At 37.7% G+C, this 21,520-nt stretch carries 18 protein-coding genes; 14 read left to right on the top strand and 4 right to left on the bottom strand.

Annotated elements, in window-relative coordinates; translation table 11 throughout:
- Positions 1-11: 11 nt before the first annotated feature.
- Complete coding sequence (locus tag IGL90_RS12350) at positions 12-1,667, bottom strand: peptide ABC transporter substrate-binding protein (protein ID WP_002355011.1); 1,656 nt, start codon at positions 1,665-1,667, stop codon at positions 12-14.
- 318 nt (positions 1,668-1,985) lie between these two features.
- The gene (locus tag IGL90_RS12345) at positions 1,986-2,327 is read right to left on the bottom strand and encodes a PepSY domain-containing protein (protein ID WP_002361052.1); all 342 of its coding nucleotides are present in this window, start codon (positions 2,325-2,327) and stop codon (positions 1,986-1,988) included.
- 306 nt (positions 2,328-2,633) lie between these two features.
- Between IGL90_RS12345 and pepA the strand changes: the two genes are divergently transcribed.
- From pepA to ytpR, 4 genes are all read left to right on the top strand, one after another.
- Positions 2,634-3,710 (top strand): glutamyl aminopeptidase, encoded by a 1,077-nt coding sequence (gene pepA / locus IGL90_RS12340; RefSeq protein ID WP_002355013.1) that lies wholly within the window; start codon positions 2,634-2,636, stop codon positions 3,708-3,710.
- An 11-nt stretch (positions 3,711-3,721) separates the two neighbouring features.
- The gene (locus tag IGL90_RS12335) at positions 3,722-4,036 is read left to right on the top strand and encodes a thioredoxin family protein (protein WP_002355015.1); all 315 of its coding nucleotides are present in this window, start codon (positions 3,722-3,724) and stop codon (positions 4,034-4,036) included.
- A gap of 147 nt (positions 4,037-4,183) precedes the next feature.
- Positions 4,184-4,639 carry a universal stress protein gene (locus IGL90_RS12330; protein WP_002385249.1) on the top strand — a complete coding sequence of 152 codons (456 nt, stop codon included), beginning with the start codon at positions 4,184-4,186 and terminating at the stop codon, positions 4,637-4,639.
- 210 nt (positions 4,640-4,849) lie between these two features.
- A complete protein-coding gene (ytpR, locus tag IGL90_RS12325; RefSeq protein ID WP_048737596.1) occupies positions 4,850-5,470 on the top strand; it encodes a YtpR family tRNA-binding protein in 621 nt (206 codons plus the stop codon).
- A 46-nt stretch (positions 5,471-5,516) separates the two neighbouring features.
- On the opposite strand, the gene IGL90_RS12320 is transcribed toward ytpR, so the two are convergent.
- Complete coding sequence (locus IGL90_RS12320) at positions 5,517-6,815, bottom strand: S1C family serine protease (RefSeq protein WP_002368406.1); 1,299 nt, start codon at positions 6,813-6,815, stop codon at positions 5,517-5,519.
- Between the two features lie 400 nt (positions 6,816-7,215).
- On the opposite strand from IGL90_RS12320, the gene rlmH reads away from it, so the two are divergent.
- A complete protein-coding gene (gene rlmH, locus IGL90_RS12315) occupies positions 7,216-7,695 on the top strand; it encodes a 23S rRNA (pseudouridine(1915)-N(3))-methyltransferase RlmH (protein WP_002355021.1) in 480 nt (159 codons plus the stop codon).
- A gap of 579 nt (positions 7,696-8,274) precedes the next feature.
- Positions 8,275-11,967 (top strand): polysaccharide lyase family 8 super-sandwich domain-containing protein, encoded by a 3,693-nt coding sequence (locus IGL90_RS12310; RefSeq protein ID WP_082153345.1) that lies wholly within the window; start codon positions 8,275-8,277, stop codon positions 11,965-11,967.
- A gap of 70 nt (positions 11,968-12,037) precedes the next feature.
- Here IGL90_RS12310 and IGL90_RS12305 read toward each other — a convergent pair whose 3' ends face one another.
- Positions 12,038-13,441, bottom strand: a complete 1,404-nt coding sequence (locus IGL90_RS12305) for a dicarboxylate/amino acid:cation symporter (protein WP_025190632.1) — start codon at positions 13,439-13,441, stop codon at positions 12,038-12,040.
- A gap of 332 nt (positions 13,442-13,773) precedes the next feature.
- On the opposite strand from IGL90_RS12305, the gene gst reads away from it, so the two are divergent.
- The 8 genes from gst to sstT all read left to right on the top strand — a co-directional run bounded on the left by gst (position 13,774) and on the right by sstT (position 21,475).
- Positions 13,774-14,283 (top strand): DinB family glutathione transferase, encoded by a 510-nt coding sequence (gene gst, locus IGL90_RS12300; RefSeq protein ID WP_002409189.1) that lies wholly within the window; start codon positions 13,774-13,776, stop codon positions 14,281-14,283.
- A 139-nt stretch (positions 14,284-14,422) separates the two neighbouring features.
- A complete protein-coding gene (locus IGL90_RS12295) occupies positions 14,423-14,887 on the top strand; it encodes an RNA polymerase sigma factor (RefSeq protein ID WP_002383292.1) in 465 nt (154 codons plus the stop codon).
- 2 nt (positions 14,888-14,889) lie between these two features.
- The gene (locus IGL90_RS12290) at positions 14,890-15,816 is read left to right on the top strand and encodes an anti-sigma factor (protein WP_002378932.1); all 927 of its coding nucleotides are present in this window, start codon (positions 14,890-14,892) and stop codon (positions 15,814-15,816) included.
- A 151-nt stretch (positions 15,817-15,967) separates the two neighbouring features.
- The gene (locus tag IGL90_RS12285; protein ID WP_048737594.1) at positions 15,968-17,749 is read left to right on the top strand and encodes a hypothetical protein; all 1,782 of its coding nucleotides are present in this window, start codon (positions 15,968-15,970) and stop codon (positions 17,747-17,749) included.
- Between the two features lie 111 nt (positions 17,750-17,860).
- Positions 17,861-18,601, top strand: a complete 741-nt coding sequence (gene truA, locus IGL90_RS12280) for a tRNA pseudouridine(38-40) synthase TruA (RefSeq protein WP_002355033.1) — start codon at positions 17,861-17,863, stop codon at positions 18,599-18,601.
- Between the two features lie 23 nt (positions 18,602-18,624).
- Positions 18,625-19,584 (top strand): restriction endonuclease, encoded by a 960-nt coding sequence (locus IGL90_RS12275; protein ID WP_002368392.1) that lies wholly within the window; start codon positions 18,625-18,627, stop codon positions 19,582-19,584.
- Positions 19,585-19,700: 116 nt separating this feature from the next.
- Positions 19,701-20,084 (top strand): potassium channel family protein, encoded by a 384-nt coding sequence (locus IGL90_RS12270; protein ID WP_002367385.1) that lies wholly within the window; start codon positions 19,701-19,703, stop codon positions 20,082-20,084.
- 128 nt (positions 20,085-20,212) lie between these two features.
- On the top strand, positions 20,213-21,475 hold the full coding sequence (sstT, locus tag IGL90_RS12265; protein ID WP_002355037.1) for a serine/threonine transporter SstT: 1,263 nt from the start codon (positions 20,213-20,215) through the stop codon (positions 21,473-21,475).
- Positions 21,476-21,520 lie beyond the last annotated feature (45 nt).

The raw sequence follows: 21,520 nt of genomic DNA, 5'->3' as shown, positions 1-21,520 counted from the left end.
TAATCGAGTGATTATTCTTTATACGCCCACTTGAAGTCGTATTTAGCACCTGTTGGATGATAAATAATTTCTTTCACGTTTGGTGCACGTAAGTGTGATTCTGCTTTTTGGTAAATTGGCACAACACCCATATCAGCAATTACTGTTTTTTCAGCGTTGATTAGATCTTCCCAGCGTTTTTCAGGATCGTTAACATCTGTGGTTTTGGACGCAGCAATGAATTTATCGTATTCAGGATTGCTGTAACGTCCACGGTTATTAGAAGTTGAGCTTTCTAATAAATCTAAGAAGTTAATTGGGTCTGAATAGTCGGCACTCCAACCACGAACAGCGATTTGGAAATCCCCTTTTAAGGTACGATCTAAACGAACGGCCATTGGGACAGGCGTCACAGTTACTTTTAAGCCTTCCAAAGTATCAGATAGTGATCCTTGAAGATATTCGCCCATTTTTTTAGCGCCTTCAGAGTCGTCTACCATTAAATCAACCGTTAAGTTGGAAACACCAAGTTCTTGTTTCGCTTTGTTCCAGTATTCCACAGCTTTTTTCTTGTCGTATTTGACTAATTTGTCGCTACCAGCTTCTTTAACAAAGTCTTCACCCGTTTTTGGTGATTTCGCGACATCCACAGGAACGAAGCCTTGTGAAGGAAGAGAGCCATTGGCTAAAATGTTTTTAGCTAATGAATCGCGATCGATGGCATAAGACATAGCACGACGTAAGTTTGCGTTGGTCAATGGTGATTTTTCATCTGCTTGATTCATTTCTAAATAGAAAGAAGAAGCGGCTTTTAATTGGACCAAGTCAGGCGAGTTTTGCATTTGTTGGGCCAGTTCGCCAGATAAATACGTATCATCCACTTCACCAGTTTCATAAAGATTTAAGGCAGTTGGGGCTTCTTTCACCACGTTGATAGCGACTTTATCTAACTTGACAGTCTCTTTGTCCCAATATTCTTCATTTTTAGTTAGAGACCATTTAGTATCTGTTCCGGGACCATCAAACTCAGTTAGCGTAAACGGACCATTGTAGACTGCTTTATCGCTACTCTTTGTATAATCTTTACCAAAACGTTCAACGATATCTTGACGTTGCGGCAAGAAAGAAGGGAAAGCCAATAAATCGTCAAAATATGGTGTTGCTGTTTCTAGAGTGATTTCTAATTCATGATCATTGATTGCTTTAATGCCCAATTCTTCTTTAGGTAGTTCCCCTTTAGAAATTTTTTCAGCATTTTTTACTGGTTCAAACATGTAGGCATATTCTGAAGCAGTGGCAGGATCCACTGTTCGCTGCCAACCGTAAACGTAATCTGCAGCAGTAACTGGTTTGCCATCAGACCATTTTGATTCTTCACGTAATTTAACTTTGTAAACTAAACCGTCTTCTGAAACAGTCGCTTTTTCGGCTGCACCAGCAGGCGCGGGTTTGTTGTCTTTATCTAAACGATAGATTCCTTCGTAGACATTATTTAAAGTGGTAAAACTCACTTCATCTGTCGCAAGGGACGGATCGGCACTAGGCATTTCTTGGGATTCAACCATTGTGTATACTTGGTTGTCGCTGCCGCCGTTGCTTGCTCCTTTATCGTCACTGCCACCGCCGCAGGCCGCTAAAGCTAAGCTTGATAATACAAGTAATGAAGTAAATAAAACAGATTTCTTCATTTGACACGCTCCTTTTCATTTTTAGCAATACTCTCAGTATAATGTAAAAATGAAAAGGAGAAATTAAAAAATCGTTAGAAATGATTATTCTTTTATCAATTTTTAAAAAATGTCTAATCTTTTTTATGAAAAAAGTGGACAAACGTTGATAAGTAAAGATTTGAGGTGATTTCCATACAGAAAACATTCGATTTTTGAGTATTTATTCATCATTGATTTGATTTTTTTGACATAAAATAAACATCCCTTTTACAAAAAACAAATGAGAAGAAAAAAAGATTGTTACAAAAGCAAATAAGTGCTTTTGTAACAATCTTTTTAATCTTTTAATCGTTGGATGTTAATGACAGTTCCTGTGTAGGCATCTGCAGTGAATTCGTATTGAACAATGCCGTCGTCTTCAATGCGGCAAATTCCTCCAGTATACGTTTTGGAGTGGATGGCGAATTTCCGCAAGGGCTTTTTCTCAAACTCAATCCACGAACCTTCAATCGGTCCTTCTTTTAAAAAAGCAGCTTTTACATTTTCTAAGACGAGATCAGCGGAGATTGTTTTTTTCTTATGGTAGAACAAGGTTGAGGCAATGCCGCCTACTAAACCAAGACCAACGCCTAGCGCTAAGCCGCCTTTAAAGTATGTCAACTCATTTTCTTCGTTCATTTGTATGACCTCCCTTGGTCGGTTTCTGCTTACTATTACTTTTGTCAGTATCACTCTTATTTTACCATAGAGAAGGGGCCGCTGAGAAATAAAAAAAGTTTTTCAATCATTCTTTTAGGGCATTCTCATTGTCACGTTTAAAAAGAGAAAGCGATGTGCATTTTCTAGTATTTGCGTTATAATAAGAGTGAAATCATATGAAAGGAGTACCTATTTTTATCGACAGGATAAAGTGACTTTTTAGAGAAAAAGTGACGCTTGGTTGGCGTAATTTCCAACAAATCAAAAGCAATAGGACATACATCTATGGAAGAAAAAACATTTCAACGAATCAAGGAATTAACTGAATTACAAGGAACCAGCGGATTTGAAGACGACATTCGCGCGTACATGAAAGAACATATCACCCCGTTAGTGGACGATGTTCAATATGATGGTTTAGGCGGTATTTTTGGGATTAAACGTTCAAAAGTGGAAGCAGCGCCACGCGTAATGGTAGCAGCTCACATGGACGAAGTTGGCTTCATGTTAACTCAAATTAACGATAATGGTTTATTCCAAGTGGTTCCTTTAGGTGGCTGGAATCCCTATGTTGTTTCAGCACAACGTTTTACGTTAAAAACAAGTAAAGGGAACTATCCATGTATTTCTTCATCTATTCCGCCACACTTGTTGCGTGGTACGAGTGGTCAAAAACAATTAGAAGTCTCTGATGTGTTATTTGATGCAGGATTCTCTTCAAAAGAAGAAGCTGAAAGCTTTGGCGTTCGTCCAGGGGATTCCATTGTTCCACAAACAGAAACGATTAAAACAGCCAATGGCAAAAATATTATCAGTAAATCATGGGATAACCGCTATGGTTGTACGTTGGTATTAGATGCATTGGAAACGTTACAAAATGAAGAATTAGGCCACACATTAATTGCTGGAGCAAACGTACAAGAAGAAGTTGGTTTACGTGGTTCTAAACCATCTGTTCATAAATTTAATCCAGATATCTTCTTTGCGGTGGATTGTTCAGCGGCAGATGATATTCACACGAAAAAAGGGACGTATGGTCATTTAGGTGAAGGAACGTTATTACGGATTTTCGACCCAGGTTTGATCACATTGCCTCGCTTACGTGAATATTTATTAGATACAGCAGCGACACACAATATTCCGTATCAATATTTTGTTTCTAAAGGCGGAACGGATGCTGGGGCAGCGCACACAACTAATAATGGTGTACCAAGTACAGTCATCGGCGTTTGTGGTCGTTACATCCATACGCATCAAACAATGTTTAGTATTGCGGATTATGAAGCAGCGCGGGAAATGTTGTTACAAGCATTACGTGGCTTGGATAAATCAACAGTTAATACAATTGTTTACGGAAAGTAGAGGATGTTTAAATGATTTATCCCAATTCATTAGAAGAACTAGCAACTTATGTTGAAAAAGGTAAAAATGTTTTCTTCTTTACTGCTGATTGGTGCGGAGACTGTCGTTTCATTAAACCAGTCATGCCTGAAATTGAAGAAGCATTTCCAGCTTTTCAATTTATCGAAGTCGACCGCGATCAGTTTATTGACGTGGCTGCCGAGTGGAATATTTTTGGTATTCCGAGTTTTGTCGTAATTGAAAACGGTCAAGAGTTAGGACGCTTAGTAAACAAAGACCGAAAAACAAAAGAAGAAATCAGTGCATTTTTAACTAGCTTAGGCTAATTTTCATGAACCAGAGGAACCATTAAATTAAGAGAGAATCAGCTGGACAAAAGGGCGTTCTGCGCAAGGGTCCTAAATTCATTTTTGACTCTAGTTTCTTAGTCAAAGAAGCCTTTTAGATCAGCCTCCATCGGGAAGGTGACGAAAATGGAAGAACAAATGTATAAAAATATTCTTGTCGGCGTAGACGGTAGTGATCAAGCCAATTTAGCTTATGAACGTGCAATTGAGGTTGCTCGTCGAAACGGAAGCCGAGTCATTGTTGCAAATATTTTAGAAAATCAAGTGTATACAATGATGGGGTATTCGACGTTAAATGATCAATTAATTGATCAAGAAACAGCCGCTGCGGAAGAATTAATGGCCGATTGTAAAAAGTATGCTGAAAGCGTTGATTTTCATAATGTTGAAACAGTTACCATGTTTGGTTCACCCAAAGAAGTCATGAGTCATGAATTACCTGAAAAATACAATGTTGATTTAATTATGGTGGGACAATCAGGATTAAACGCAGTCGAACGTGTGGTCATGGGAAGCGTCAGTAGCTACATTATTCGTCAAGCCCCTTGCGATGTCTTAATTGTTCACTCTGAAGAAAAATAAGCAAAAAGAGTTATTGATTGAATAGAGAGTTGACCTAACGTTTCTTTTGTTTTTTCAAAGGATCAGCGGCTTGTCACTCAAAATTGAGGACTTGGAGAATAAGTCGTAGTGACATATTTTCCAAGTCTTTTAGTTTTTCGACAAAAAAGTATGCACAATGGGTCAATTTTTGATAAGATAAGACAGGAAAACGACAGAGGAGGAACAAAAATGATTTTTGCATATAATAAAGAACACGTTGGCGATGTCTTACTTGTCATCGTTGCGGACGATCAAGGTGCGGAAAACCAAGTAAAACGTGTCGGCGATGTGGCACGTGTAAGTTTAGTTGAGGCGCCAGAAACAGTGGTAGCTTGGAATATTTTCAATGCTTCAGCGCTTCTAGGTGACATTAATGGCACCGGCCAAGTGACTTTAACAGACGAACAAATCAAAAAAGTCAATACAGCGATTAAAGATGCGGGATTTTCAGAAACCCTTGAAAAAGACGACAACCCTAAAATTGTGGTCGGCTTTGTCAAATCATGTAAAAAACACCCAGATTCAGATCATTTATCTATCACACAAACAGAAGTAGACAACGGCGAAATCTTACAAATTGTTTGTGGCGCACCGAACATCAAAGCAGGACAAAAAGTAGTTGTTGCCAAGCCAGGCGCAATGATGCCTGATGGTTTAATGATTTGGCCAGGGGTTTTACGTGGGGAAGAAAGTTTTGGAATGATTTGCTCAGCAAAAGAATTACGTTTACCAAATGCACCTGCTAAAAAAGGAATCTTAGAATTGCCTTTTGATGCAGAAGTTGGTTCTGCATTTGCGGTAGGAGAATAAAAGAAAGAAACGACCTGTTGTTTGAATAACAGGTCGTTTCTTTCTTTTATTGATTGCTTCGATTATTTTGTTGTGTTAAAGCTGATTTATCAATGGTTAAATCGATGGTTGCTTTCATTTCTTTAGAACCACGATAATAAGTCACTTCCATTTTGTCGCCAACTTTTTTCTTGTAAAGCGCGCTTTGTAAATCTGTAGTAGAGCTTACGTCTTGGCCGTCAACTTTCGTGATAACATCGTATTTTTCCAATCCAGCCTTTTCAGCAGGGGTCGCTGCTTCAACACCACGAACCACTACGCCAGTTTTTACAGAAGCTGGAATTTTTAAAATTTGTTCTTGTTGTTGTGAAGAGATACCTGTTAAATCAGACATCGTAATCCCAAGAGCTGGTCGTGTCACTTTACCATCTTTTTCTAATTGGTTGATAATGTTGACTACGTCATTACTTGGAATGGCAAAGCCCATCCCTTCAACGCTCACTTGACTAGTTGATTGCACAATTTTTACTGAGTTAATTCCAATGACTTGTCCTTCAATATTGATTAGTGGACCACCAGAGTTTCCTGGATTAATGGCAGCATCGGTTTGAATGGCATTAATATTGATGGTTTCACCAGACTCGTTTTTATTGGTAATATTTCTATTCACAGAAGAGATGATTCCTTGTGTGACAGAGTTAGCATAATCAGAGCCTAGAGGGGAACCAATTGCAATAGCAGGCTCACCGACTGTGATTTTACTAGAATTTCCAAACTCAGCGACTTGATCAACTTTGTCGGAAGAAATTTTAATCACGGCTAAATCCGTGTAAGCATCGGTTCCGACTAATTCGCCTTTCACTTTGGTACCATCAGATAAAACAACTTCCAATCCTTGCGCTTTATCTACGACGTGGTTATTTGTCACGACATAAGCCGTTTTACCATCTTTCTTATAAATAACCCCACTACCTTCACTGGCTGCTTCTAAATCGTTACCATTGTTGCCAGAAGAGTCTTGAGTACCTTCATTCCCACCGAACAATCCCCCAAAAGGATCATCTGCCGAAGAATTGTTGCTAGCACTTTGCATATTAATGACAGAAACCACAGAATTTTGAACTTTTTTCACGGCTTTTGTGACATCGCTAGACACATTGTAACTTACATTGCTGACTTTTGTGTCGCCGTGATTAGTGGACGTCGTCGTCGCCGCATTATTTCCGCCGTTGGGTGTGGGAATAATCCCAGAATAAGCGCCTCCTAGAATAAGGGCGCCACCAAGTAAGCCGCCAGCTAAACCAATCCCAAATTTTTGCAATAAACTTTTTTTATCTGAATTAGGTGTAACATCTTTTCGTTGCATAAAATAACCTCCCAATAAGTGCATCTGAATTTTCTATATTAAGTATATCTGTTTCCTACTCCTTTAGTCTATCGAATAGCTTTGAATTTTTTATGAACAACTTAGGGAAAAATTACAGAAAAAATACGAATGAAAAAGTTATACACAGAAAAATGTGAACAAATCGGGAATAACTCTGTGTATAGTTTTTAAGAAAGTTATCCACAGAATGTGGATAATGTGGACAAATCAGTGGCGAATATGTGTTTGTATTGAAAAAGCTGTTAAATAAAGTAATTTTTTAGTTTGTTCTGTGGATAACTCTGTGTATATGTGTATAAGTATGTGGAAACGTTGTGGAAAGTAGCCAAACTTCGTGCTAAAATAAGAAAGAAGAGAAAACGAGAAAGTAGTGGAATAGGTGAAAATTAAACTAGTAACAGTCGGAAAACTGAAAGAAAAATACCTGATTCAAGGCATTAATGAATATCTGAAACGTTTAAATAGCTATGCCAAGATGGAAATCATTGAAGTACCAGATGAAAAAGCCCCAGAAAAACTCAGTGACGCTGAAATGCTTCAAGTCAAAGAAAAAGAAGGCCAACGTATTTTGGGGAAAATTAATGACAACGAATACGTCTTTGTTTTAGCCATTAATGGCAAACAATTATCTAGTGAAGAATTTTCAAAAGAAATTGAACAATTAGGGATTAGTGGCAAAAGTAATCTAACCTTTGTCATTGGTGGCTCCTTAGGTCTCAGTGATTCAGTCCTTCAGCGAAGTAACCAACAAATTTCTTTTGGCCGCTTAACTTATCCACATCAGTTAATGCGTTTGGTATTAGTTGAACAAATTTATCGTGGTTTTCGGATTATGAAAGGGGAACCGTATCATAAATAGGAAGTAGGCTGGTTGCTCAGTAATTTCTATGAATCAAGTCATTGCTTGAAAAATATATGAAGTAAAATATCTTTAGTCTGTTTGTCTGATAGAAAATAAAAAAATTCAATCAAACTGGTTTGAGAGCAACGTTACCGTTCAAACAATAAATAAAAATGAGAGGAATGGCAAAAAACAATGGTCATTCCTCTCGTTTTTTTTAAAATTGTCCGATTGTTGTGCCTCAGAAACAGGTTCAGCACCCATGATTATTATTTTAAAATGAGAAAAATTAAGGGATTATCATAAAAATCAATATTTTTAACGAGAAAAGTTGAATAAGCTCTTGAATGAAGAAAACGCTATTGACAGTAACCAAAAATTACCTTAAAGTGAAAGCGTAAACATGTATAATATTTCATGTGACTAGGGAAAACTAGGCATGAAAAGTCTGTCTGAAGTAATTACTTTAGGTTGTCTTTTCATGCCTAATTTTTATATAGAATACTTAGTAGAGGAGGAAGTTGATTAAATTATCAGAAAAAAGTGTTTGGAAAAGTCGGATTGGTTGCTTAAAAATAGAAAGATATGGGGAAAAATATGATTAAAAAAATAATAGTCGTTGTTGCTTTCATGCTTACAGGCTTCTCGCTAACTGCGATGAGTGCATCTGCAGAAGAAATAACTGATTTATTTTTACAAAAAGAAGTGACATATTCTGGTGTGGAAGGAGGAAAAATTGGAGAGAATTGGAAATACCCTCAATTTGTTGGCGAAAAAGCTGTCGATGGCGATGAAACAACACGCTGGTCCGCTGATAAGCAAGAAGAACAATGGTTAATTGTTGATTTGGGTGAAGTAAAAAACATTGGCGAACTCGTTTTACAGTTGCATGCAGAAAGTCCTGTGTATGAAATCTTAGTTTCAACAGATGGTGAAAGCTATCAATCTATCTTTAAAGAAGAGAATGGGCAAGGTGGCCAACCTACTAAAAAATATATTGATGGCAATAATGTACAAGCACGTTTTGTAAAATATCAGCAGATGAAAATGTGGCAACACACAAATAAGCAATTTTACAGTTCAAGTATTATTTCGTTTGAAGCATATGAAAAAAAACGACTGCCAGAAGCGATTAAACTTTTAACAGAGAACCTGACTATTAGTGAAAAAAGAAAGCAACAGCTAGCCTTTGAAGTGTCACCAGCTGGAGTAGATATTACAGAAGATCAGATTGAGTGGTCAAGTAGTGATCCTACTATTGTGACGGTTGACCAAACGGGTAATTTAACAGCAGTTAAGAGTGGTGAAGCGAAGGTAACAGTCAAAATTAAAGGAACAGAAATTAGTGATACAATTCCTGTGACTGTTGTAGCAGAAAATAAACAATATGCGGAAATGCGAGCAAAATGGAAAATGCGATTGTTGGGTACAACGCAGTATGATAACGATGCAGATGTGCAACAGTATCGTGCCCAGATTGCTACGGAGAGTTTAGCATTGTGGCAAACGCTTAATCAAGCAGCAGATCGTGGGTATCTGTGGGAACGAAAACCATCGGATACAGTGTCTGCTGATTACACGACTCAATTTACCAATATTAAAAAATTAGCGTTAGGCTACTATGAACCATCAAGTGAGCTTTTTGAAAAACCGGAAGTTTATGATGCGATTGTTAAAGGCATTGAATTTATGATTGATACAAAAAAATACAATGGAACGTATTACACAGGTAACTGGTGGGATTGGCAAATTGGTTCCGCGCAGCCGCTAACAGATACATTGATTTTATTACATGATGACCTATTGAATACAGATGCAGAAAAATTAAATAAATTTACTGCTCCGCTGATGCTGTATGCAAAAGATCCAAACATACAATGGCCAATTTATCGTGCAACAGGGGCTAACTTAACAGATATTTCAATCACCGTTTTAGGTACTGGACTTTTGTTAGAAGATAATCAACGCCTAGTACAAGTACAAGAAGCTGTTCCGTCCGTTTTAAAAAGTGTTTCCTCTGGTGATGGCTTATATCCTGATGGTTCCTTGATTCAACATGGTTATTTTCCGTACAACGGCAGTTACGGGAATGAGTTGCTAAAAGGGTTTGGACGAATTCAGACTATTTTACAAGGTTCCGACTGGGAGATGAATGACCCTAACATTAGTAATTTATTTAATGTTGTTGATAAAGGTTACTTACAATTGATGGTAAATGGAAAAATGCCATCGATGGTTTCTGGTAGAAGTATTTCCAGAGCGCCAGAAACGAATCCTTTTACTACAGAGTTTGAATCGGGTAAAGAAACAATAGCTAATTTAACCTTAATTGCAAAATTTGCCCCAGAAAATTTAAGAAATGACATTTATACATCTATCCAAACGTGGCTTCAACAAAGTGGGTCATACTATCATTTCTTTAAAAAACCAAGAGATTTTGAAGCGTTAATTGACTTGAAAAATGTGGTGAATAGTGCGTCACCTGCCCAAGCGACACCAATGCAATCTTTAAATGTATATGGTTCGATGGATCGAGTCCTACAGAAAAATAACGAATATGCGGTGGGTATCAGTATGTATTCACAACGTGTCGGAAACTATGAATTTGGGAATACGGAAAATAAAAAAGGCTGGCATACAGCAGACGGCATGCTTTATTTATACAATCAAGACTTTGCTCAGTTTGATGAAGGATACTGGGCAACGATCGATCCATATCGATTACCAGGAACGACAGTTGACACAAGAGAATTGGTAAATGGTGCTTATACAGGGAAACGCAGTCCCCAGTCATGGGTAGGTGGCTCAAATAATGGACAGGTTGCCTCTATAGGAATGTTTTTAGATAAAAATAATGAAGGAATGAACTTAGTTGCTAAAAAATCTTGGTTCTTATTAGATGGTCAAATCATTAATTTGGGAAGTGGCATTACTGGTACGACAGATGCTTCGATTGAAACAATCCTCGATAATCGGATGATTCATCCACAGGAAGTGAAGCTTGACCAAGGTTCAGACAAAGATAATTCTTGGATTAGTTTAAGCGCAGCGAATCCATTGAATAACATTGGCTATGTTTTTCCTAATTCAATGAATACGCTTGATGTTCAAATAGAAGAACGCTCTGGTCGCTACGGAGATATTAACGAATACTTTGTTAATGATAAAACCTATACAAATACATTTGCTAAAATTAGTAAAAATTATGGCAAGACTGTTGAAAATGGTACTTACGAATATTTAACAGTGGTTGGGAAAACGAATGAAGAAATCGCAGCTCTTTCTAAAAACAAAGGCTATACTGTTCTAGAAAATACAGCAAGCTTACAAGCCATTGAAGCAGGTAATTATGTCATGATGAATACATGGAATAATGACCAAGAAATTGCAGGACTGTATGCGTATGATCCAATGTCGATTATTTCAGAAAAAATTGATAACGGTGTTTATCGCTTAACTCTTGCGAATCCTTTACAAAATAATGCATCCGTTTCTATTGAATTTGATAAGGGCATTCTTGAAGTAGTCGCAGCGGACCCAGAAATTTCTGTTGACCAAAATATTATCACTTTAAATAGTGCGGGGTTAAATGGCAGCTCGCGTTCAATCACAGTTAAAACAACTCCTGAAGTAACGAAAGAAGCGTTAGAAAAATTAATTCAGGAACAAAAAGAACACCAAGAAAAAGACTACACCGCAAGTAGCTGGAAAGCCTACAGCGAAGCATTGAAACAAGCACAAACTGTGGTAGATCAAGCAACAGCAACGCAAGCAGAAGTAGACCAAGCAGAAGCAAAACTACGCTCGGCAGTGAAGCAATTGGTAAAAGTGCCAACTAAAGAAGTAGATAAAACCAACTTGTTGAAAATCATCAAAGAAAACGAGAAACACCAAGAAAAAGACTACACCGCAAGCAGCTGGAAAGTCTACAGCGAAGCATTGAAACAAGCACAAACTGTGGCAGATCAAACAACAGCAACGCAAGCAGAAGTAGACCAAGCAGAAGCAAAACTACGTTCGGCAGTGAAGCGATTAACATTGAAAAATAGTGGGGAAAATAAAAAGGAACAAAAAAATGGGGGGAATAATGGACACTTAAATACTAGTGCGGGAGTTGATCAAACTGGTACGAAACAAGTTAAGCCATCAAGCCAAGGTGGTTTCAGAAAAGCTAGCCAATTTTTACCGAGCACAGGAGAAAAGAAATCAATCGCGCTTGTGATTATTGGCCTTCTAGTTATCGCCAGTGGGTGTCTTTTAGTTTTTCGTAAAAGTAAATCGAAGAAGTAAAAAATTACGGATTCACTAAAAACATAATAAAAAAGCAGACTTCCATACAAGAAGTCTGCTTTTTCATTAATTACTCCGCTTCCGCATTTTGCAAGTCAGCGACATCAGTCAGATAAGTGGCCTCATCCAACAAATCTTCCGAATGTGCAACATAAATCGCAGTGGCGCTATCACCAACCACGTTTAGGCTAGTAACGAGCATTTCGATTGGACGATTAATGGCTAAAATCAATGAATACGTCGCAATCGCAATCTCATTGTTATAGTTTAAACCAGTTAAAATAGTGAAAAGGATAATTCCGCCAGCGCCAGGTGCCGCCGGTGTACCAATAGATGACATTAAAGCTAAAATGGCAATCAAGGCAATATTAGCTGGTGTCACTTCATAACCAGCTACGCCCGCCACAAAAATAGCCGCAATTACTTGCATAATCGCTGTGCCGTTCATATTAATAGTCATTCCTAACGGCAAGACAAAGGCGGCAACATCGCTGTCGACACCTAACTCTTCAACCGTTGTTTTTGTATTTAACGGTAAAGTGGCTGCCGAAGAAGAAGTAGAAAATCCAAAGACCACAACTTTCATAATCTTTTTAATAAAAGGAACAGGATTTAATTTTGTCGCAAATAAGATAAATAATGGGTAACCGATCATCAAAAAGGCTAAGAGCGTCGCTGTCGTTGTTATGACGTAGACTAACGCTGGTTTTAAATAATCAATCCCGTAGGAAGCAAACGTCCGAACTAACAACATAAAGACGGCGATAGGAGCAAATTTAGTAATTACAAAGGTTAAAAATAACGTGACCATCGCATTGACTTCTTCAATTAATTTTTTGAAAACACGAATTTTATCCCCTAATGCATTAATACATAAACCAGTAATCACTGCCAACACAACAACGGCTAAAATTGCACCATTGTCGCTAAATGCAGAACCGATATTTTTCGTGACAGCATTGACAATCACCATTAATGGGTTGCCGCTCGTACTTACTTCGACAGGAGCTAGCGTTTCAGATAACGACACATTAAAAGCGCCAGTTAAATATACGCTATAGCCCACAATTCCTGCTGTTAGTAGAGCAATCAGTGACATCGATAAAAAGCCAAAAATCGTTTTATAGGAAATTCGTCCTAATTTTTGCGTATCGGTAATATGACAAATGGCTAAAGTAATTGAAGTAAAGACCATCGGCACAATCACTAATTGTAGGCCGTTGATAAATAGTTGACCAATAATATAGAAAAGCCCAATCGCAGATTGTCCTTTTTCAGGATCTGAAATATCTTGGAAAAGAATCTGATTGATTGTCTGCCACACAGCGCCTTGATTGCTGCGAATAAGGTACTCTCTTAAAAATAAAAAGCCGAGCCCAACGATTAACCCTCCCACCAATGAAATCACCATTTTTTTGGTAAATGAGATACCTTTCACTTCACGTTTTTTCTTTTCCACTTTGTTGCCTCCCAAATAAATTGATTAAGCACCGCGCAAAAAAAGCCTTGCACACAAAAAAAGGGCAAGACATCTCGTATCATTCACTATACAAAAATACAGAATTTTACAGAACTTTGCCTTGTTAGCCTCTCGGACTATCTTAAAGGTACTTTTCCACATACTAAGGGAAACTACGAGAATTGTCAATTCTTTTTTACTTAGGGGGGTGTTATTTTTGAAGAAAGAAAGTGATCTTTACCCTTTCCGCAGATACCGCAGCCAAAAAAGAACTACAACGGATTCTTTTGCAGTATAATAGAAAATAGAAACGAAAGAACAGGCACCAACACAAAGGAGGTATTTTTATGAAAGTCACTCAACTTTCTAGTGAAACCCTTGACCGAGCGCACGAACGTTTTGAAGAAACACTTGCGCAAATGACCGTTGCCGAAGCAAACACGATGCCCGCACCATTAATTAAGTCTGTTACTTGGCTAATGTGGCACACAGCCAGAGAATTAGACCTACAAATTTCCGCACTTAATCATAGTGAGCCGTTATGGCTTAGCCAACACTGGACAGAAAAATTTGCCTTGGATTTGCCAGATGAAACAGAAGACTGGCATCACACACCAGAAGAAGCGGCGAAAGTCGTGGTGGCAGAAAAGCAATTGCTTAGTGACTATTTGGCTGCCAGTGTGGCACTTACCAAAAGCTATTTAGACCAAGTCAAAGAAGAACAATTGTCAGACGTGATTGATAAAAATTGGACCCCGCCGGTGACTAGACAAGTGCGTTTAGTTTCAGCGATTGATGATGCAGTGATGCATTCTGGGCAAGCCGTTTATACACGAAGATTAGTCATTGGAAAATGATAAATAAGAAAAAACAAAAAATGCTTCTGCCTAAGCAGGAGTATTTTTTATTGAGAGAAAAAATACATAAAAATAATGAACGAAGGACTGTCCACTTTTTCCCTAGTTGAAACGTTGTATAAGTGAAAGGAGAAATCAGATGAAAAAGGAGGCAAATTTTGACGAAGTACTATTTTCTTTGGGGCAAGAAGTCATCCAAGTCTTGATTCGCCGAGGAGCAAGTCTTGAAGATGCACAAGATGCAGTGTCGCAAACATATACAACGATTTTTTCAATATTACCTGAAATTACATCAGAAAATCTACGCCCGTGGTTTTTCCGAGTAACATTTAATTACTACATTACGATGTATCGAAAAAAGAAACGAGAACGCACTTTTGTGGCAAACAGTCATCCTGTGCAATCAATAGAAAAAATGGAGGGGCAAGAGTTATTATTATTGATCGATTCCTTAAAAGATGAGGAACAAGAACTATTGCTTTTGAAATATTATTATCAATTATCGTATGCCGAGATTGCGTTGATTTTAGAATTATCTGTTGAAAATGTTCGCAAAAAATTGTATCGCACACGTCAAAAATTAAAAAAAGAACTGGAGGAATAGAAGTGGATTTAAAAAAAAGTATTCGTAAAGCGAAAAGAAAACAATTTATCGTGATTGGTGCCATAACCGTTGTTAGTTTTGCTGTATTGTTTGTCGGTTTTTTTGTGGGAATGGATAAACTTTCGACGAAAAACTATCATACCCTACTAGAAGTAATTAATGATCAAGAAATGATTGCTTCACCAAACACTCAATTAGATTCCCAAGTAATTGCTAATAGTTCGCCTTTTGGGGGCGAAGTTGTAACTAATCGTTCAAAAAATATTGATGGTTACACGGTGGAGTGGAGTAATTTACGTAGCAGATATAGCTTTTTCAGAAATTCGATTGACTGGAATGAAGTCTATCCTGGTAGCTATTATTCTTCTAAGAATTTTTATGAATACAACCGACAAACCAAGCAGAAAGTAGCATCTTTTTATAACCCAGCGATTACCAATTACTATGGTGGTATCAAAAACGAATTAAGTGAATTAGATAAGATGGAAAACCAAGTAGCGGAAGTGGCGATTTCTTTTGATAAACCTTATCCATATGAAGAAGTCCGCAAAATGTTACCGAGCAATATCAACTTAGTTTGGCTCTATGTTTACTCCGAAACGGTTAATGAAGCAGAAGGTCCTTCTGGTACGCTGCCTTATGGTTTTCAATTAAGCATGGACGATCACAACGAAATATTTGATCCTGAAAACGACAAGCAACACTTTTTTGAAACCTTAGAAAAATCCCCGTTGTTTGCTGACAACCAAGAAGGCCAAAAGTTTATCCAACAAAATAAAAATAAAAAAGTCGAAAAATTACCTATTTGGGGAGTCATGCTTACCGGACAAACTAAAAATTTCAAAGCCTTACAAAATGAACCTTTTGTTCGTGGGGCTTCAATTGGCGTGACCGCACCTATCGTTCCTTATATTCAGCCAGAGAAATAAACGTTCTTCAGAACTCTAAGCCTTCCGACTGATTTTGCTTCAACGATATTGTCAGTAAAAATAGAAAACGTTATAATAGAATGGATCACAGGAAGTGCTTCTACAATGCGTGGGAGCACTTTTTTTACTTATCTATGAGGAGGGCAAGTGAATGTTTTTTAATTTTATTGGGTTAACGTTATTTTTTGGTATCGGGATCTTAGTTGCGAATGGCGCCAAAATTGTAGCGAATAAAGGGAAAAAGAGTAAGGGGACCATTCTATTAATGGTGATGGAATTGCTCTTGTTAGGTATCTTTTTATTTGTGACTTTGCCAAGTAAAAATCTTTCAACCGTGTTATGGATTAATCTGATTGGCGCAGTGATTGCTAGTGGGGTGTTATTAAGTACACGCTTAGCTAGTAAAGTCGAAGTTCCTGGTATCCCAAAGGGCCGCAAAGAAGTAGGGAAGAATACCAACAAAACGGCTAACAAAGACTGGTCTGGCAAAATTTTGGGTGTTGCCGTTTTGGCAATGATTTTGTTGACTATTGTCAGTAGTATTACCAGAATCTCTTCTATTGATGAAATTTATCAAACGATTCCTTTAAAAACGGAAGAAAAAGCTGAAGTTTTAACTTCGGCGAAAGAAACACCCATTGCGATTGCACCACAAACGGCGAAACGAAAAATGTTACAGAAATTTTCTGTCATTCCCAATTCCAATATGTTTACTTTGGATGGTATAACGGCACAAGTTGTCAATGGCGAGTATGTTTATGTAGCAACAGTCGAATTTAATGGCTTCTTTAAATGGCTAAAACTGGGGGAGGTACCTGGCTATTTTATCATTAGTGCGACAGATATCAACGCACAGCCAGAATTTGTAGAAAAACCAATTGTTTATACTCCTTCAGCTTACTTTGGCAAAGATGCCGCACGAAAAATTTATTCCGCTTATCCAGGTTATGCAGCAACTGGCACAATCAATTTAGAGTTGGACGACCAAGGAAATCCTTACTATATTCAAACGCTTTACAAAGAGTATGGGGTTTCTGGTCGCATGCACTATAATGAATTTAAAACGGCAGTATTAAATGCTACAACAGGAGAAGTTAACGTTTATGACAGTCAAAAAGCCCCAAGTTTCGTTGATGCGCCGATTACTAGCTCAGCGGCGAATAGCTTAAATGAATTCTTTGGTCGTTACAGTCAAGGCTGGTGGAACCAGACAATGTTTGGTGCCAAAAAAGATGTCAAAATTCCAACTGAAAATGGTATTTATGCATCAGGACAAATTACGCCGATGATGAACAAGGAAGGGAACCAGTTGCTTTATTTTACGGACTTTACAAGTAGTGAAAAAGACCAAGATTCCGCTTTAGGTTACTCCTTAATCAATGCCCGAACAGGTCAAGTTACGTATTATCGTGATACTAAAGTCGGCATTATGGATAGTGATGGCGCCATTTCTATCGCTTCAAAAATTTATCCAGAAAAGAAATGGAAAGCTAGTATGCCAGTCCTTTATAACATTGATGGCGTGCCAACGTGGATTGTTTCGTTAATGGACAGTAAAGGGATTTTCAAAAAATATGTCTATATAAATGCTGTAGATAATGATATTGTAATTGATGCAGACACGGCACAAGGCGCACTAGACGCTTATCGAATTGAGTTAGTAACCAAAGGAAGTAACAATGAAAATACAGACAAAGCCAACTTGAAAACGATGCAAGGTAAAGTAGCTCGTGTCTCAGTAGTAGCTGGGGAAGCGCAAACGGTAGTTTCATTTTTACTAGAAGATGAAAAAACCATTTTTAGCGTAACGACTAATAACAGTCCGCTGGCGCTATTCTTAAAAGAGGGCGACCAAGTGACATTTAAAGCCGTAGTGACTGAAAATGCTAAAGCAGCGAATGTTGAAGAATTGAAAATTGCAGGATTAAACTAAATAAAACACCTCTTTTCTATAGAAAAGAGGTGTTTTATTCTTGGAAAAGAAGAAAAATCCACTTATTTCTGCTATGATAAGAGAGAAAAAGAATACGAAGGAGCTTCGCCCATGCGCAACATAAAATTAACCATTGAATATGATGGTAAAAGATACTCAGGTTGGCAACGACTAGGCAATTCAGAGAAAACGATTCAAGGGAAAATTGAAAGTATTTTAACACAAATGACGGGTGAACCGATTGAAATTATTGGCTCAGGCAGAACGGATGCCGGCACACATGCACGTGGTCAAGTAGCGAATTTTAAAACGACTAGTTCACTAACAACAACCGAAATGTTATCCTTTTTAAATCGATATTTACCTGGCGATATTGTTGTTAAAGAAGTTACAGAAATGCCTGAACGTTTTCATGCACGGTATAACGCCACAGGCAAACAATACAGCTACTATGTTTGGAATAGCCCAATTCCTAATGCCTTTGAACGGTATCATAGTTTTCACTTTCCCAAAGCGTTGGATCAAGAAAAAATGGAACAAGCTTGCCAAAAATTAATAGGGACCCATGATTTTATTGGCTTTTCAGCATTGAAAAAAACCAAAAAATCGACTACTCGAACGATTGAAAAGATTACGATTGAAAGAAACGGCGAAATGTTACAGTTCACTTTTGTGGGCAATGGTTTCTTGCATAAAATGGTCCGCATCCTCGTTGGGACACTTTTAGAAATTGGTGCAGGCACCAAAGAATTAGCGATAATTGATGAATTGTTCGCAACAAAAGTCCGAGAAGGCGCAGGTGAAACGGCTCCTGCACAAGGATTGTTTTTAGATGAAGTGTATTATAAATAAACAACTTTAGAGGTGGGGGAAAAGTGAATAAAGATTGGAAAAAACTAAAAGCGTCTAATGAAGGTATTCCAACATTTGAATCATTAATGCCATATACTTTAGAAGTTTTGAAAGATGGAGATGTACTGAACAGAAAGATCATTTTAAAGCGTATTATTCAGTTCTTAGATATTCCGGATGAAATTGCCTCAATGATGTATCCAAACTACCCTCAAGGAGATGGGATTTTAGCAAATCGTTTCAGCTTTGCTATCAGCGATTTGTATAAAGCTAGAGCTGTTGAACGGATTAAACGAGGTATGTATCAAATAACAGAACTAGGTTTGGATTTATTAAATAATTATGGTGAAAAAATCAATAGAAAACTTTTGGAACAACAACCTGCATATCAAAAATATATGCAAGAATTAGTCGAACGGAATAATCGTGTTGGAACGACTACTATCGAAGCAAGCGCACCAATTGAAAGTGCTAAAATAGACATTGAGGATATGATCAACAATCAAAATAATCAAATTGCGATTGAACTATTAAACAAAGTTCGACAAGTGGAGCCAGTATTTTTTGAAAAGTTAGTTATACATTTATTGGAGACAATGGGATATAGTGGAAAACACGGAACGGCAGTTGTTACATCCAAATCAAATGATGGTGGAATAGATGGCATCATCAATCAGGATCCATTAGGAACTAGTACTGTTTATGTTCAAGCAAAGCGATATCACGAAACTAATACCATTGGTCGCCCTGCTATACAAGGATTTTATGGCGCTTTAGCTGCTGTAAATGCAGATAGAGGAGTTTTTATAACAACTTCTAGTTTTAGTGCTAATGCGCACGAATTTGCCAAAAATCAAGGGATAGTTTTAATAGATGGTATTAAATTAACAGAGCTCATGTTAGAGTTTGGTGTTGGTGTAGAAATAGCCAAGACGTACAAGCTATTTAGAATTGATAATGATTACTTTGAAGATGAGCTTTAGCTTATTATAAATAACAAAAAAATAAATTTTCTTTAACCACACCAATTAAAAAGTTGAACTTCATCTAAAAAGTGCTAACGTTAAGAAGAGATTAACAATAGAAAGAGGTCATTTTTTTGCTATCTTTACTTATTTCTGTCAAAAAATTATTTTCATCTTTTTTAGGTATCTTAAAAAAAGAAGACACTCGTGCCTTGTTCTTTTTACTGGCAACCACGTTGTTGAGTGGGACTATTTTTTATTCAACAGTGGAAAAATTGTCGCCATTAGATTCGTTATATTTAAGTTTCATGACGTTAACCACGATTGGTTATGGAGATGTGCATCCAGTTACTGACTTGGGAAAAATTTTCACCATGATTTATGCTACAGTAGGCTTGGGGATTATGGCTATGTTTATTTCGGTCGTAGCAAAATCCTACTTGTATTCTAAACAAAGTCATCACCACCATCACCATAAAAACAAAGAACATTCAGCGGAAAAGTCTTCAGAAAAATAGACGAAATTGATGAGTTGACCAAGTGTTTCTCGAAAAATGAAAGTTTTTTGAGAAACACTCTTTTTTTATCTTAATAATTATGGTAGTATGTCCCAAACTGTATTTTATTTTAAAGGAGCGTGAAGTGAATGGTCAAAGCGATTCGGAAATTATCGTTAATTCAAAAAATCATGATAGGGATTGTGATTGGAACCACCTTGGGTTTCTTGGTGCCGGAATGGACCTTCATCAGCGTTCTTGGTGAATTGTTTGTGGGCGCCTTAAAAGCAATTGCGCCGATTTTAGTTTTTGTCTTAATTATTGCGTCGCTAGCCCAACAAAAGGCTGGGGCGAAAACATATGTTGGATCAATTTTAGTTGTGTATCTGTTAGCGACATTTTTGGCAGCTGTTGTTGCCGTGACGGCAAGCTATCTGTTTCCCGTTAAGATTGTCTTGGAGGCGGCGCAGGAAGCGCAAGCAGCCCCAACGCAACTTAGTGATGTTTTAAGCAATGTGTTAACAAGCGTTGTCCAAAATCCGATTCAAGCGATGATTGAAGGCAATTATTTATCTGTTTTATTTTGGTCCTCATTAATCGGTATTGGGTTACGTCAAAGTTCGGTCGCTACCAAGGATGTGATTGCCAATCTTTCAACAGGGATTACCACGGTCGTTCAAATGATTATCGGCATTGCGCCAATTGGAATTCTAGGTTTGGTGTTTCATTCGGTGGCAACAACAGGCATTGCAGGGTTAGCCAAGTATGGTCAGTTACTATTATTGTTAATTGGTACGATGGCCGTGGTTGCTTTAGTCGTTTATCCAGCGATTGTTTTTTGGAATATTCGGCAAAATCCGTATCCGTTAGTCTTTTTTGTATTAAAGGAAAGTGCGATTCCCGCATTCTTTACACGCAGTTCTGCGGCCAATATTCCCATTAATATGGAATTGGCGAAAGCAATGGATTTAAATGAAGAATCTTATGCGGTCTCTATTCCGCTAGGCGCAACGATTAATATGGGCGGCGCAGCCATTACGATTACCATTATGACATTGGCGGCAGTCCACACATTAGGCATGTCCGTACCAATCTATTTAGCATTATTGTTGAGCATCATCGCCGCTGTTTCTGCTTGTGGGGCTTCAGGAATTGCTGGCGGCTCCTTGTTGTTAATTCCGCTTGCATGTAGTTTGTTTGGCATTTCCAATGACATTGCCATGCAAGTCGTCGGCGTTGGCTTTATCGTCGGCGTAGTCCAAGATTCCATTGAAACAGCGTTGAACTCTTCTAGTGACTTGTTGTTTACCACCTCAGTTGAGTTAGCAGACCGACGTAAAAATGGTGAAATTATTGATGTCAAAGCATTAATTGGCAAAAGTCAATTGGTGGTCGAACAAGAAAATATTTAAAAGAAAGGAACAACCCGCTAAAATGCTGGTTGTTCTTTTCTTTAA

The sequence above is a fragment of the Enterococcus sp. DIV1307a genome (assembly GCF_050537425.1).
GTDB lineage: Bacteria > Bacillota > Bacilli > Lactobacillales > Enterococcaceae > Enterococcus > Enterococcus faecalis.
Note: the sequence above shows the minus strand (reverse complement) of the source record. Positions and strands in the feature narration are given on the sequence as shown.